The organism is Pseudomonas monteilii, assembly GCA_001534745.1.
Lineage (GTDB): Bacteria > Pseudomonadota > Gammaproteobacteria > Pseudomonadales > Pseudomonadaceae > Aquipseudomonas > Aquipseudomonas alabamensis.
This window is the reverse complement of the sequence record CP013997.1, coordinates 1,768,723-1,783,371: the sequence shown is the minus strand read 5'-3', so window position 1 is coordinate 1,783,371 and position 14,649 is coordinate 1,768,723. Positions and strand designations below refer to the sequence as shown.

12 protein-coding genes are annotated in these 14,649 nt (G+C 61.3%); 8 read left to right on the top strand and 4 right to left on the bottom strand.

The annotated features are described in order from the left end of the window. Positions 1–664 precede the first annotated feature (664 nt). Together APT63_07945 and APT63_07940 are read left to right on the top strand one after the other, a co-directional pair. Positions 665–991, top strand: coding sequence for a hypothetical protein (locus tag APT63_07945; GenBank protein ID AMA45567.1), 327 nt, complete (start codon positions 665–667; stop codon positions 989–991). A gap of 583 nt (positions 992–1,574) precedes the next feature. Beyond that, entirely contained in the window at positions 1,575–1,886 is a 312-nt protein-coding gene (locus tag APT63_07940; GenBank protein ID AMA45566.1) for a hypothetical protein, read from the top strand. Between the two features lie 55 nt (positions 1,887–1,941). Here the strand turns inward: APT63_07940 and APT63_07935 are convergent, their stop codons facing one another. Together APT63_07935 and APT63_07930 are read right to left on the bottom strand one after the other, a co-directional pair. Further along, a complete protein-coding gene (locus APT63_07935) occupies positions 1,942–2,712 on the bottom strand; it encodes an epimerase (protein AMA45565.1) in 771 nt (256 codons plus the stop codon). 73 nt (positions 2,713–2,785) lie between these two features. Further along, positions 2,786–3,619, bottom strand: a complete 834-nt coding sequence (locus tag APT63_07930) for an amino acid ABC transporter substrate-binding protein (protein ID AMA45564.1) — start codon at positions 3,617–3,619, stop codon at positions 2,786–2,788. A gap of 311 nt (positions 3,620–3,930) precedes the next feature. On the opposite strand from APT63_07930, the gene APT63_07925 reads away from it, so the two are divergent. The 3 genes from APT63_07925 (at position 3,931) to APT63_07915 (ending at position 8,355) form a co-directional block, all read left to right on the top strand. Continuing rightward, the gene (locus APT63_07925) at positions 3,931–4,437 is read left to right on the top strand and encodes a hypothetical protein (protein AMA45563.1); all 507 of its coding nucleotides are present in this window, start codon (positions 3,931–3,933) and stop codon (positions 4,435–4,437) included. Positions 4,438–4,537: 100 nt separating this feature from the next. Beyond that, positions 4,538–5,935 carry a GABA permease gene (locus APT63_07920; GenBank protein AMA45562.1) on the top strand — a complete coding sequence of 466 codons (1,398 nt, stop codon included), beginning with the start codon at positions 4,538–4,540 and terminating at the stop codon, positions 5,933–5,935. A gap of 14 nt (positions 5,936–5,949) precedes the next feature. Then, positions 5,950–8,355 carry a phosphoenolpyruvate synthase gene (locus APT63_07915; protein AMA47820.1) on the top strand — a complete coding sequence of 802 codons (2,406 nt, stop codon included), beginning with the start codon at positions 5,950–5,952 and terminating at the stop codon, positions 8,353–8,355. Between the two features lie 144 nt (positions 8,356–8,499). On the opposite strand, the gene APT63_07910 is transcribed toward APT63_07915, so the two are convergent. Continuing rightward, positions 8,500–9,804, bottom strand: coding sequence for a hypothetical protein (locus tag APT63_07910; GenBank protein ID AMA45561.1), 1,305 nt, complete (start codon positions 9,802–9,804; stop codon positions 8,500–8,502). Between the two features lie 198 nt (positions 9,805–10,002). After that, on the bottom strand, positions 10,003–11,499 hold the full coding sequence (locus tag APT63_07905) for a methylmalonate-semialdehyde dehydrogenase (GenBank protein ID AMA45560.1): 1,497 nt from the start codon (positions 11,497–11,499) through the stop codon (positions 10,003–10,005). Positions 11,500–11,785: 286 nt separating this feature from the next. Between APT63_07905 and APT63_07900 the strand changes: the two genes are divergently transcribed. From APT63_07900 to APT63_07890, 3 genes are all read left to right on the top strand, one after another. Beyond that, positions 11,786–12,706 carry a LuxR family transcriptional regulator gene (locus tag APT63_07900; protein AMA45559.1) on the top strand — a complete coding sequence of 307 codons (921 nt, stop codon included), beginning with the start codon at positions 11,786–11,788 and terminating at the stop codon, positions 12,704–12,706. Positions 12,707–12,924: 218 nt separating this feature from the next. Next, positions 12,925–13,761 (top strand): amino acid ABC transporter substrate-binding protein, encoded by an 837-nt coding sequence (locus APT63_07895; GenBank protein ID AMA45558.1) that lies wholly within the window; start codon positions 12,925–12,927, stop codon positions 13,759–13,761. 56 nt (positions 13,762–13,817) lie between these two features. Further along, entirely contained in the window at positions 13,818–14,639 is an 822-nt protein-coding gene (locus APT63_07890; GenBank protein ID AMA45557.1) for a glutamine ABC transporter ATP-binding protein, read from the top strand. Positions 14,640–14,649: the final 10 nt, after the last annotated feature.

Below are 14,649 nucleotides of genomic sequence, written 5' to 3'. Positions count from 1 at the left end.
AGGCTGACACTCCCTTACATGACCAATCAGGAATTAGACAGCAAAACCGAAAATCATTCAACATTTAAACTTGAGCGTTAAAATGGCAGTTCTTTGGACATTTTATCCTAATTCAAAATCGGGCCATACTCCCGCTATCAACGGACAGCTAATACAGGCATCCAACACAACCTTGCAGCTGAGAAACCCCTGGGTAACAGATTCTGTATTCATGGCCAAACTTTATTGCGCAATGACCATTGCGCTCTTAGTAATGATTTACCCAGCTTTCCTACCTGAAATAATTCAAAACCCTCGAGACCCTAATATCGTACTCATTATTATCACCCTGATCGCCCCTTTCATTTTCCTCCCTCTCCTACTGTATCGCATATATTTCATCAAAAAATTGTCTTGCTTTTGCTTGAATCGATCGACTAAAAAAATCTATTACAGACGCATAAGCAAAACACTTGTATTCGAATGGCCTCGCACAAGAGGGGGTCTATTCAGGCGTATCGAAAACAGCGGCTCATCTTTCAGCACTGTTTACGCTCTTGCCTTCGCCCCACCTCGCGCAGACGGCACCCTCCATCAAAAAGACTGCCTCTGGATCGATAGCAACGAACCTACCGAACCTGACATCCAATACGTCGCCGAAGTCTGGGAATACCTGCGACACTTCATGGACCACGGCCTCGACAAACTCCCCCCACCCAGCGAACCCAACTGGTGGCACCGTCCCCTCCACGCCATGTGCCTGACCCCTGCCGAAGCCTGGCGTCACTACGCCCCCTGGCGAACCGGCGAACCGGGTGAGATGCAGGGCAAGAAGAACTGGCAACTGCCCTTCTGGGCCGTGCTGTTCCCTTACAACCTCACCGTCGCCCTGTGCTGGTACGCCATCTGCTGCCTCTTCAATGTCAAGGCAGCACCGCCTCCGCCTGAAGCGTTCGAAGAAGCGCCTGCACGCTCGAAAAACGTTGACCCGAATTTGAATATCAAGCACTAACATGACAACCCACTGGCTATTCACCACAACCACTTGCTCGGGCCATAGCCCTGCCATTAAAGGGCAACTCTCGGACCTCTCCGAACATACACTACGCCTGTACAACCCGTGGATCGCAGATTCTGTCTTCATGGCCAAGCTCTACACAGCCATGACAATAGGGTTAATGCTCTACTGCTATCCCGATATATTTGAACTCGACTATAGACTCTTAGCCCTTAAGGACACGCATTCGCTACTAAAATTCTTACTAACACCCTTTATCTTCACACCTTTTTTGGCCTATCGGATATTCCACATAACAAAACTTTCGGACATTTTCTTAAACCGAAGCACCAAGAAAATTTTATATCAATGTAATCGAACACTCATCTGCTTCAACTGGACAGCCACTGAAGGAGGCCTACTCAAAAAAAGAGAATTCAACGGTCACGCTTTCAATACTAGCTATGCGCTTGCTTTTTCAGCTCGTCGAGCAGATGGAACGCTACATGAAGGTGATTGCCTCTGGATCGACAGCAACGAACCCACCGAACCCGACATCCAATACGTCGCCGAAGTCTGGGAATACCTACGTCACTTCATGGACCACGGCCTCGACAAACTCCCCCCGCCCAGCGAACCCAACTGGTGGCACCGTCCCCTCCACGCCATCTGCCTGACCCCTACCGAAGCCTGGCGTCACTACGCCCCCTGGCGGACCGGCGAACCGGGCGAGATGCAGGGCAAGAAGAACTGGCAACTGCCCTTCTGGGCCCTGCTGTTCCCTTACAACCTCACCGTTGCCCTGTGTTGGTACGTCATCTGCCGCCTCTTCAATGTCAAGGCTGCACCGCCTCCACCTGAAGCATTCGAAGAGGCGCCTCCACGTCCGAAAAGGACAAAGCGTGCATGAGGCCTCCCCACCCCAGGCACGCTACTCCCTCATGAAAGATCGCCCCCAATGCAAGTCAACGGATATAACTCCCTCCATTGACATCCAGCGTGGCGCCGTTCAGCGACGCCTGGGAGGGGCGCAGCGTGAATGCGACCAACTCAGCGATCTCGGCAGGACTCGCCATGCGCCCTACGGGAATATCGGCAACGGCCGCCGCTTCCCCATGCTGGGCGATGAACTGTTCGGCCATGTCCGTGCGCACCCACCCAGGCGCAATCGCTACCGCCACGATACCGTCACCGGCGACACTGCGCGCGAGGGACTTGGTCAGGTTGATCAGCGCGGCCTTGCTCGAACCGTAGGGCAGCGCGCCAGCGGTGTAACCCCGTTGAGCCGCGCGACTGGCCATATTGATGATGCGCCCGCCTCCTTGGTCACGGTAGTGGGCAACCGCCTCACGGCAGAGATCGGCCGCGGCGAAGAAATTGACCTGGAACTCGCGACGCCACGCGTCACGCCATTCGGTAGACGGTGCCTCGAGCGGTATCTCCGTGCGGATGCCGGCGTTGTTGATGAGCCCGTGAATCCGCCCGCCGCTCACCTCGAGGGCAGCGCTCCACAAGCGCTCAGGGCCGTAGGCATCGCTGAGGTCGCCTTGCACGATCCAGCCATTGCCTCCGATTCGGTCCAACAGGTACTGGGCACCTTGTGCGTCACGGCTGTAGTGGATGACGGGACGAGCGCCTTCGGCTGCCAACTGCTCGACGATGGCAGCGCCGATGCCTCCCGATGCCCCGGTCACCAAGACGGTCTGCCCCGCGAGCGGGCCTTTCGTGTCACTCATGAGCGTTCACCTTCCATTGTCGAAATCAAGAGAAGCCGCTCGCGCCTGGGTGGGCAAGCGGCTTTCGGTACCTTTATTTGGCGGCGTTCGCCTGCGTCGACGCCTTGTCGACCAGTTGCTGGATCTCCCCGGTGTCGCGGCGCTGGCGCAGGTAGATGTTGAGCACTTCAAGATCCGCAGCCGAGATGTCGCGGCGCACGCCAAACGAGACGCCCTGCTTGGCCAATGCCGGTTTCGGAAGGATTTCGCGGGTCCAGTCAGGGTTGGCCAGTGCGAACAAGTGATTCGTGTCGCTGGCATCGACCAGCACGTCGGCGCGCTTGGACATCACGGCGAGACGCGCCTCGTCCATGCCAGGCAAGCGCATGATCTTTGCGTTGCGCACCACGGAAGAGATGGCCTTGTCCTGGGCGGTGCCGGACATGACCGCAAAGGTGACGTCCGGCTTGTCCAGTGTGGCGATGTCGTCCGTTGCTTGCGCCACTTTGGGGTTGGCCTTGTTCACCAGCAGAGACACCTGATAATCGGTGGCCGGTACCGTGAAACCCACGGCCAGCGCGCGTTCGGGGGTCTGGTTGAGGGCCATTGCCAAATCCCATTTGTTGCTCTGCAGCCCGGCCACCAGGTTGTCCCAGTTCGTGTCCACGAAGGCGACCTTGACCTTCAGCACCTTCTCGCCGAAGTCGCGGCAGAGGTCCACGAAATAACCGCTGTAGTCACCCGTTTTCACATCACGCATGACATAGGGCGCAGCCACCGCTGCGCCGCAGCGAAGCACGCCTGCTTTCTGCACGTCCTGCCATAGAGAAGTTTCAGCGGCTTGAGCAGCCGCCTGAGTGAGCAGCGCGCCACACAGGCTGGCACTGACGATAAAGGCTTTGAAGGACAACAGCGTTGGACGAGACATGGTTGGACCTCACTGAAAATGATTGTTCTTGGCAGGAAGGTACGACGGTTGCGTGCATGCGATTTTGTGTGCATCGCTGCACTCAAGATAAAAATTATGCTAGAACCTGTCAACAGACTTCAGCGCGTATTGGAAGCTCTTCAACTGTCATTCCTGGCTCAAGACGCTTTGTGCTGAAAGTCCACTGAATGGGAAAGTCGATTTGCACATAAACGTAAGAAAATATGCATTTAACTCACCCAATGTTGCGCCCATTCTGTAGTGATCGACAGCACACTGGCCTGCGGTGAGCCAGTGAGAAGGAGATGGGTATGCACTTGAAAGACGAGTTGGCGCGCTTGATTCGCCAGGAAGAAATCCTTCAATTTCCAGCGTTCGATGAAGCGCATGCCTGGCAGCTTGGCAGCCTTCTCTACGACCGGGCGAGCGCACACGCGTGGCCCTTGGCGATCGACATACGGCGTTTCGACCGCCCCTTGTTCGTCGCTGCCCGTCCGGGCGTGACCTCGGACAATCACGCGTGGATCAGACGCAAGGCCAATACCGTGCAGCGTTTCCTGCGCAGTTCCTATCGTCTGCGCTATCAGCTGGCGCTCGATGCTGACGACATGACGCAACGCTACGCGCTCTCACCGGTCGACTACACCAGCGCAGGGGGTGGGTTTCCGATCACCGTACGTGGTGCCGGCGTCATCGGCGCGGTCACCGTATCCGGCCTTCCGGACAGACAGGATCATCAGATCGTGGTCGAGGCGCTCTGCACACTGCTCGACCAGGACCCCACGGGGCTCTCGCTCGACACCGAATCGCCCTTTTAAGGCTACGCGGCAGGCCTTCGCGTGCCGAGCAAGCGATTCGGCCGCGGCGCCGCGCGATGTACGGATCAGAACGCTCCAAAAACAATTAATGAGTCTATCCATGTCCAACAACTCACTTGCACCGGGCCTGAAACAGCGCCATGTCACCATGTTGTCGATCGCTGGCGTGATCGGCGCCGGGTTATTCGTCTTTTCTGGTCATGCGATCGCCCAGGCAGGGCCGGCGGCACTGCTGGCCTACCTCTTCACCGGCGCCCTGGTGGTGCTGGTGATGCGCATGCTGGGCGAAATGGCGGTGGCCTCTCCTGACACCGGCTCATTCTCCACCTATGCCGACCGCGCCATCGGGCCGTGGGCAGGATTCAGCATCGGCTGGCTGTACTGGTGGTTCTGGGTACTGGCGATCCCCCTGGAAGCCATTGCCGCGGCGAACATCATCAACGCCTGGGTACCGGGCATACCGACCTGGGTGATTGCCTCGGCGGTGATTCTGCTGTTGACCGGCTCCAATTTCTTCAGCGTGGCGCGCTATGGCGAATTCGAGTTCTGGTTCGGCCTAGTGAAGATCGTCGCCATCCTCGCCTTCATCGCCTTGTGCGCGGCTGCACTGCTGGGGGTGTTGCCGGACCGCGAGGTCAGTGGCCTCGGGCAACTGATGGCGCTGCATGGCGGTTTCGCGCCCAATGGGGCGGGTGCGATCGTCGGCGCCATGCTCACGACGATGTTCAGTTTCATCGGCGCCGAAGTGGTCACCATCGCCGCTGCCGAGTCGAGGAACCCGGCCCGGCAGATCACTCGCGCCACCCGTTCGGTCGTCTGGCGAATCTGCGTGTTCTACCTGCTGTCGATCGTCATGATTCTGTCCATCGTGCCGTGGAACGACCCGCGCCTGCCGCAAGTGGGCTCGTTCCAGCGCGCCCTGGAAATCATGCACATCCCCAATGCCAAGCTGTTGATGGACATCGTAGTACTGCTGGCGGTCGCCAGTTGCATGAACTCCCAGGTCTATACCGGCTCCCGAATGCTCTACTCGCTGGCCAGGCGCGGTGATGCACCGCGCGTTCTGACGCGCGTCAACCTCGCCAAGGTGCCCGTTGCGGCGGTGGCCTGCACCACCGTGCTGGGGGTATTGGCCACCTTCATCAATTACTTCGCCCCTGAACACGTGTTCAAGTTCCTGCTCTCCACATCGGGCGCCGTGGCACTGCTGGTGTACCTGGTGATCGCCATCTCGCAGTTGCGCCTGCGCAAAAAGGTGCTTGCCGCCGGAGACGCGCTGGGCTTTCGGATGTGGTTGTTCCCGTGGCTGACCTGGGCAGTGATCCTGTTCATCGGCGGCGCCTTGATCAGCATGTTCTTCATCGACGCCTACCGTTCGGAAATCACCGCCACGGGCCTGCTGGCCATCGTGATCGTCTGCCTGGGCCTGATGAACACCCGCAAGGCGTCGCACCTTCCCCTTGAACGCGTACAACACAAGGCTCCCGTAGCAGAATGACCATGAACGATCTGATGATGCGATCTGTAACACGTACCGGAGAATCGACTAGGACGGAATACGTGGTGTCCCTCGAGACGCTCGGCGTCCATGATGTGGAGCACGTAGGGGGCAAGAACGCATCCCTCGGCGAGATGATCAGCAACCTCGCCGGCGCCGGCGTCTCGGTGCCGGGCGGCTTCGCCACTACGGCTCAAGCCTACCGCGACTTTCTCGAGCAGAGTGGCCTGAACGACCGTATCCACGCTGCCCTGGATGCCCTGGACGTCGACGACATCGCCGCGCTGACTCAGACCGGCGCGCAGATCCGCCAGTGGGTCATGGACGCCGAGTTCCCGCCTCGCCTGGACGCCGAGATCCGCAGCGCCTTCGCCGAGATGGCCGGCGGCAACGACAACATGGCCGTCGCCGTGCGCTCCTCGGCCACCGCCGAAGACCTGCCGGACGCCTCGTTCGCAGGGCAGCAGGAGACCTTCCTCAACATCCGTGGCGTGGACAACGTGATCCGCGCCGCCAAGGAAGTCTTCGCCTCGCTGTTCAACGACCGCGCCATCGCCTACCGCGTGCACCAGGGCTTCGACCACAAGCTGGTGGCCCTGTCCGCCGGCGTGCAGCGCATGGTCCGCTCGGAAACCGGCACCGCCGGGGTGATGTTCACCCTCGACACCGAGTCGGGCTTCCGTGACGTGGTGTTCATCACCGGCGCCTACGGCCTGGGCGAAACCGTGGTCCAGGGCGCGGTCAACCCGGACGAATTCTACGTGCACAAGGCCACCCTGCAGGCCGGGCGTCCGGCGATCCTGCGCCGCAACCTGGGCAGCAAGGCGATCAAGATGATCTACGGCGACGAAGCCAAGGCCGGTCGCTCGGTCAAGACCGTCGACGTCGACCGCGCCGAGCGCGCGCGCTTCTGCCTGAGCGACGCCGAAGTCGCGGAGCTGGCCAAGCAAGCGATGATCATCGAGCAGCACTACCAGCGGCCGATGGACATCGAGTGGGCCAAGGACGGTGACGACGGCCAGCTGTACATCGTCCAGGCGCGTCCTGAGACGGTGAAGAGCCGCTCCAGCGCCAACGTCATGGAACGCTACCTGCTCAAAGAGAAGGGCACCGTGCTGGTCGAAGGCCGGGCCATCGGCCAGCGCATCGGCGCCGGCAAGGTGCGGGTGATCAAGGACGTTTCCGAGATGGACAAGGTCCAGCCAGGCGACGTGCTGGTCTCGGACATGACCGACCCGGACTGGGAACCGGTGATGAAGCGCGCCAGCGCCATCGTCACCAACCGCGGCGGGCGCACCTGCCACGCGGCGATCATCGCCCGCGAGCTGGGCATCCCGGCGGTGGTGGGCTGCGGCAACGCCACCCAGCTGCTCAAGGACGGCCAGGGCGTGACCGTGTCCTGCGCCGAAGGCGACACCGGCTACATCTTCGAAGGCGAGTTGGGCTTCGACATCAAGCAGAACTCGGTCGATGCCATGCCCGAGCTGCCGTTCAAGATCATGATGAACGTCGGCAACCCCGACCGGGCCTTCGACTTCGCCCAGCTGCCCAACGCCGGAGTCGGCCTGGCGCGCCTGGAGTTCATCATCAACCGCATGATCGGCGTGCACCCCAAGGCGCTGCTGAACTACGCCGGTCTGCCGCCGGAGCTCAAGGACAGCGTCGACAAGCGCATCGCCGGCTACGACGACCCGGTGGGCTTCTACGTCGAGAAACTGGTCGAGGGCATCAGCACCCTGGCCGCGGCCTTCTACCCGAAGAAGGTCATCGTGCGCCTGTCGGACTTCAAGTCCAACGAGTACGCCAACCTAATCGGCGGCAAGCTCTACGAGCCGGAAGAAGAAAACCCGATGCTGGGCTTCCGCGGCGCCTCGCGCTACATCAGCGAGGCGTTCCGCGACTGCTTCGAGCTCGAATGCCGGGCGCTCAAGCGCGTGCGCAACGAGATGGGCCTGACCAACGTCGAGATCATGGTGCCGTTCGTGCGCACCCTGGGCGAGGCCAGCCAGGTGGTCGACCTGCTCGCCGAGAACGGCCTGGCCCGTGGTGACAACGGCCTGCGCGTGATCATGATGTGCGAGCTGCCGTCCAACGCGCTGCTGGCCGATGAGTTCCTCGAGTACTTCGACGGCTTCTCCATCGGCTCCAACGACCTGACCCAGCTGACCCTGGGCCTGGACCGCGATTCGGGTATCATTGCGCACCTGTTCGACGAGCGAAATCCTGCGGTGAAGAAGCTGCTGGCCAATGCCATCGCCGCGTGCAACAAGGCCGGCAAGTACATCGGCATCTGCGGCCAGGGGCCTTCGGATCATCCGGACCTGGCCAAGTGGCTGATGGAACAGGGTATCGACAGTGTGTCGCTGAACCCGGACTCGGTGATCGAAACCTGGCTGTTCCTGGCTGACACTCAGCGCTAGGCAGAACCTCAAACGCCCCGTTCCGGCCTGATGCCGGAACGGGGCGTTTCCACTTCGTGTCCTGGAAAACCTGGCAGCGACAGCGCTGAGCAAAGGCGCCTCCGGGACCCGCTACCCAAGACAGGTAGCGGGCTCTATGGCCAGTCAGTCCATGACCGCACCGATCACCTCATCCAGAATGGCAACGCCTGCCTCGACTTCAGCGGCGCTGACCACGCACGGGGGTACGACGTGAATGCGGTTCTCGACCACGAACGGCAACAACCCGCGTTCCAGCAGCATGGCCTTGATCGCCTGCATCTTGTCGGCCGCCAGCGGCGCACGGCTTTGCCGATCGCTGACCAGCTCGATCGCCCAGAACACGCCGGCACCGCGCACTTCGCCGATGACCGCATGACGCTGCTGCAGCTCGCGCAGACGTGGCCCCAATACCTGGCTGCCGATCGTCAGCGCGTGCTCGACCACCTGTTCTTCGCGCATCGCATCGATCGAGGCGATGATCGACGCCATCGCCAGCGGGTGCCCGGAATAGGTCAGGCCGCCGGGGAAGAAATGGGTGTCGAAATAACGGGAGATCGACTCGGAGATCACCACACCGCCGACAGGGACATAGCCGGAGTTGACGCCTTTGGCGAAGGTGATCAGGTCCGGTACCACGCCGTAGTGCTCCAGGGCGAACCACTTGCCGGTGCGACCGAACCCTGACATCACCTCGTCCAGGATCAGCAGGATGCCGAACTCGGTGGCCAGCTCACGCACCCCCTGCATGTAGGCGGCGGACGGCATCAGGATGCCAGCGGTGCCCGGAAGGCTTTCGAGCAGGATGGCCGCGATCGAGGCCGCACCTTCGCTCTCGATCACCCGACGCAGGTGACGCAGGGCGCGCTCGGTCTCTTCGGCCTCGGTCTGCGCGCTGAACTCGCTTCGGTACAGGTACGGGGTGAAGAAATGCACATGCGCGCGGGCATATTCGTTCGGTACGCGACGCGGGTCACCGGTGGCCACGATGGCCGAGCCGGTGTTGCCGTGATAGGAGCGGTAGGCCGACAGTACCTTGTCGCGACCGGTGAAGAGCCGGGCCATGCGGATGGCGTTCTCGTTGGCGTCGGCGCCGCCGTTGGTGAAGAACACCTTCTTGAAGCCGGCGGGCGCCTGCTCGATGATGCGCTTGGCGGCTTCACCGCGTGCCAGGTTGGCCGTGGCCGGGGCGACGGTGGTCAGCGTAGCGGCCTGCTCCTGGATCGCCACGACGACCGCAGGGTGCTGGTGGCCCAGATTGGTGTTGACCAGCTGGCTGGAAAAGTCCAGGTAGCGCTTGCCGTCGAAGTCCCAGGCGGTACAGCCTTCGCCACCGGCGATGACCAGTGGATCGAGTGCCCCTTGAGTCGACCACGAATGAAATACGTAGTCGCGATCCAGACCTTTAACGTATGCGTTGGTGATTGCCATGATGCTCAGCGACCTCTTGAGGGTTCGGCCCGGCAAAGAAAAGCCGCCAGCGTGGTGGCGGCAAGGTCTCCAGCCAAGGCTTTTGACGAAGGGTGAGAAGGTAAGGCCCGCCCAGTCACGGTACGGGGTGAGTAGCAGCGCCATCGGCTGGTCTCCGTCAGAACGGCCGATGGCGCTGCCACCCGAACTGATGCGCGCTTAGCTGTTGCTCGGGAACGCGAACTGCGCCGCTTCGTGGCTGGTGCGCTTGGGCCAACGCTGGGTGATGGCCTTCTTGCGGGTGTAGAAGCGCACGCCGTCCGGGCCGTATGCGTGCAGGTCGCCGAACAGCGAACGCTTCCAGCCACCGAAGCTGTGATAACTGACCGGGACCGGCAGGGGTACGTTGACCCCGACCATGCCCACCTCGATCTCGTCGCAGAACAGACGCGCTGATTCACCGTCGCGGGTGAAGATGCAGGTGCCGTTGCCGTACTCGTGGTCATTGATCAGCTTGATGGCCTCTTCCAGGCTGTTCACGCGGACCACGCACAGTACCGGGCCGAAGATCTCTTCCTTATAGATGCGCATTTCCGGCGTCACGCGGTCGAACAGCGTACCGCCCACGAAATAGCCGTCTTCGTTGCCCGCCACTTTGAAGCCACGACCGTCTACAACGACCTTGGCACCGGCAGCAACCCCGTCATCGATATAACCCAGGACCTTGTCACGTGCAGCGGCGGTGACCAGGGGGCCCATGTCCAGGCCGCAGGAAGTGCCAGCACCGATCTTCAGCGCTTTGATCTGCGGTTCAAGCTTGGCAATCAGGGCGTCCGCCACCTGGTCACCAACGCACACCGCCACAGAGATCGCCATGCAGCGCTCGCCGCACGAACCATAGGCGGCGCCCATCAACGCGCTGACGGCATTGTCCAACTCGGCGTCCGGCATCAGCACCGCGTGGTTCTTGGCGCCGCCCAGGGCCTGGACACGCTTGCCGCGCTTGGTGCCTTCGGCATAGATGTATTCGGCAATCGGGGTCGAACCGACGAAGCTCAGAGCCTTCACTTCAGGGGCTTCGATCAGCGCGTCCACTGCTTCCTTGTCGCCGTGTACCACGTTCAGCACGCCTTTTGGCAGGCCAGCTTCGTGCAGCAGCTCGGCGATCAGCAGCGTCGAACTGGGGTCGCGCTCGGAGGGCTTGAGAATGAAGCAGTTGCCGCAGGCAATGGCCAGTGGGTACATCCACAGTGGCACCATGGCCGGGAAGTTGAACGGCGTGATACCGGCCACCACGCCGATGGGCTGCAAGTCGCTCCAGGCATCGATGTTGGGACCGACGTTGCGGCTGTACTCGCCCTTGAGGATTTCGGGGGCGGCACTGGCGAATTCGACGTTCTCGATACCACGCTTGAGTTCCCCCACGGCATCTTCGAGGGTTTTGCCGTGTTCCTCGCTGATCAACTGGGCAATACGCTGCTCGTTCGTCTCCAGCAGTTGCTTGAAACGGAACATGACTTGCGCACGCTTGGCCGGTGGCGTGTTGCGCCAGGCCGGAAAGGCAGCCTGGGCCGAGTCGATGGCCTTTTGCACCATGGCGCGATTCGCAAGGCCCAACGTGTGGATAGCCTGGCCAGTGGATGGATTGAACACCTCCGTGGTGCGGGCGTCGTCCGCGATGTGCTCACCGTGGATCAAGTGCTTGATCGTTGCCATCTTCTTTCCTCGAGCTTGATGCCAAGCTGTCTAGTTGTTGTAGTGAGTAAGCGCCCGTCGCGCGAAAGTGTGCTGATCAGTCGATACCGTGCAGGGCTTCACCCACGGCGTCGAATGGACGATCCAGTGCGATTCGAACTGGAGACCACTGGCCGACGATGACGGGGTGTGCAAGGCCTGGTTCATGACCGGGATCCTGAGCGTGGAGAATGGGCCTAGCTTGTGCCGGAACATCACATGCGTTAAATCTATATTCTCTTTCGCTCAGTTATCGGATCGCTCACGCATGACAAAAAAAATACCGCTACAGCAGATCAGCGATTTTGACTTGAGGCTCCTGCGGGTCTTCAAGACCGTGGCAGAGTGCGGCAGTTTTTCGGGCGCCGAAAGCGCCTTGGGGATCACGCGTTCGGCCATCAGCCTGCACATGGGCGACCTGGAGAAACGCCTGGGCATGCGGCTCTGCCAGCGCGGCCGCGCCGGCTTCGCGCTGACCGATCAGGGGCGTGAAGTGTTGCGCGCCAGTGAAACCGTCCTGGTCGCCATCGAAGGGTTTCGCAGTGAAGTGAACCAGATGCATCAGCACCTGCGCGGCGACCTCAATCTGGCGATCGTGAACAACCTGGTGACCCAGCCCAAGATGCGCATCACCCATGCCCTGAAAGCGGTACGCGCCGAAGGCCGTGGCGTGCGGATCAACCTGAGCATGAGTACCCCGGGAGAAATCGAGCGCGGCCTGCTGGACGGCCACCTCCACGTGGGGGTCGTGCCGCTGATTTCGCCGCTGTCGGGGCTTGACTACAGCCTGCTGTACGAGGAGCGCTCCCAGCTGTACTGCAGCCATGAGCACCCGCTCTTCGCCCAGGCGGCCGACGTCAGCGACGACGCACTGTCCCTGGCCGATGCCGTGGTGCCCACCTACCGCATGACGGCTGAAGCGATCGGCCTGCACCAGCTGCTCAACGTTGCGGCATCGGCGACCGACCGGGAAGGCATCGCCTTCCTGATCCTGACGGGCAGCTACATCGGGTTTCTCCCGGATCACTACGCCGCGACCTGGGTCGAGAAAGGCCTGATGGCACCTCTCGACCCTGGCAGGCTGTACTTCGACTCCAAGCTCGCCATCGCGACCCGCAAAGGGCGCAGACCCAACCTCATCCTCGAGCACTTTCTCGACACGTTGCAGCTCACCCCCGCCCTCGCCTGACCGACAAAGCCGCCCCGCCCCCTCGAACCTTGCCCCGCTCACACCGGAGGGTGAGCGGGTCGCTGTGCGCCAAAAAAAAACAATTGCCACGTGTTGACAGGCCGCGCACAACCGCAATAGCCTGAATGCACTGCTGCACACAACGCAGTACTCAGAAAAATGACGATTTGCTTGCTTACTCTTCTGCCTACAAGAACAACTTACCGGAGAGACTCGACATGGCACGGTCACTTTCACGCACGGTCGGGGGCAGCCTCGCCTGCCTCGCCACGGCGCTCACGTTTCTGGTCCAACCCATTGCGCACGCTGAAGACGCCACGTGGCAGAACGTGCGCAAGGCAGGGGTGCTGCGCTGCGGTGCAGCGGTCGCCGCACCCTATGTGATGCGCGACCCCGCTTCAGGTCAGTACAGCGGTTACTTCGTGGCGCTCTGCCGCGACTTCGCCGAAAACGTGCTCCACGTGAAGGCACAGTTCGTGGACACCAGCTGGGACAACCAGGTGGCTGGTTTGCAGAGCGGCAAGTGGGACATGGCCATGGCCCTCAACAAGACCCCGGAGCGTGCCAAGGCGGTTGCGTTTTCGGTACCGGCCACCGACTACCAGATCTCGCTGCTGATCAACGAGAAGAACCCGAAGTTCGCCGGTGCCGGCAACAGCCTGGCCGAGTACGACAAGCCCGGCGTGACGATTGCCGTGATCTCTGGCACCGCGGCCGACAAGGCCGTCTCTTCGGCGGTCAAGCACGCCACGCTGATGCGCCTTCCAGGCTCGGATGAAACCCGCATGGCCTTGATGTCGAGGCGCGCGGACATACTGGCCGACGCCAACGACACGAACCACCTCTTCGCCCTGGCCAACGACTGGACCCGTGAAGTGCTTCCAGTCCCAGCCCTGGCCAAGCAGGGCGTCTCCTTCGCCCTGGCCCTTCAGACGCCTCCCGAGGACATGGCCACACTCGATGCCTACCTGACCCAGCGCCGCGAAGCGGGTGAGATCGACACCCTGGTGGACCAAGCCTCCGCCGAGATCCTTGCGGGCAAAAAAGCCCAGTAACTCCCGCTGACATGCCGAGGGGCCCGGCCAAGGGCACCCTCGCGGAGACGACACTGATGACCAGTCCTCATGTGGTGGCCTCGCAGCCACAGGCTTCGTTCAACTCGAATTTCGCTCAGGGCGGTTCGTTCATCCAGCTTCAAGGCGTGCGCAAGGCCTACTCCGAACAGCTGGTGGTCATGGACGGGATGAACCTGGACATGCGCGCCGATGATCGCCTGGTGATCATCGGCCCGTCCGGCAGCGGCAAGAGTTCGCTGCTGCGGGTGTTGATGGGCCTGGAGAGCATCCAGGGCGGGAGCATCCAGTTTCAGGGCAAGCCCTATATCGACGGCAGCCGCAAACACGGCAAGCCTCTGGACGTGACGCTGCACAAGCAGATCGGCATGGTGTTCCAGCACTACACGCTGTTTCCGCATCTTTCGGTGCTCGGCAACCTGATCCTGGCACCGGTCAAGGTCCATGGCCTGAGCAAGGCCGAGGCAACCGAAAAGGCCCGCGCCTACCTCGCCCGCCTGGGACTCGAAAGCAAGCTGCATGCCTATCCGAGCCAACTGTCCGGCGGCCAGAAGCAACGGGTGGCGATCGCCCGCGCGCTGATGCTCGAACCTCGGCTGATGCTCTTCGATGAAGTCACCTCCGCCCTCGACCCCGAAATGGTCATCGAAGTGCAGAACGTCATGATGCAGCTGGCCGAGCAGAAAATGGCGATGATCATCGTCACCCACGACATGCACTTCGCCCGGCACATCGCCACCCGCGTGGTGTTCTGCGCCAACGGCAAAGTCGTCGAGCAGGGTCATCCCGAACAGATCTTCACCCAACCCAGGGAAGCGCGCACCCGCGAGTTCCTGGAAAAGGTCGTGCATTTCGAGTGAGGGCCCTGCC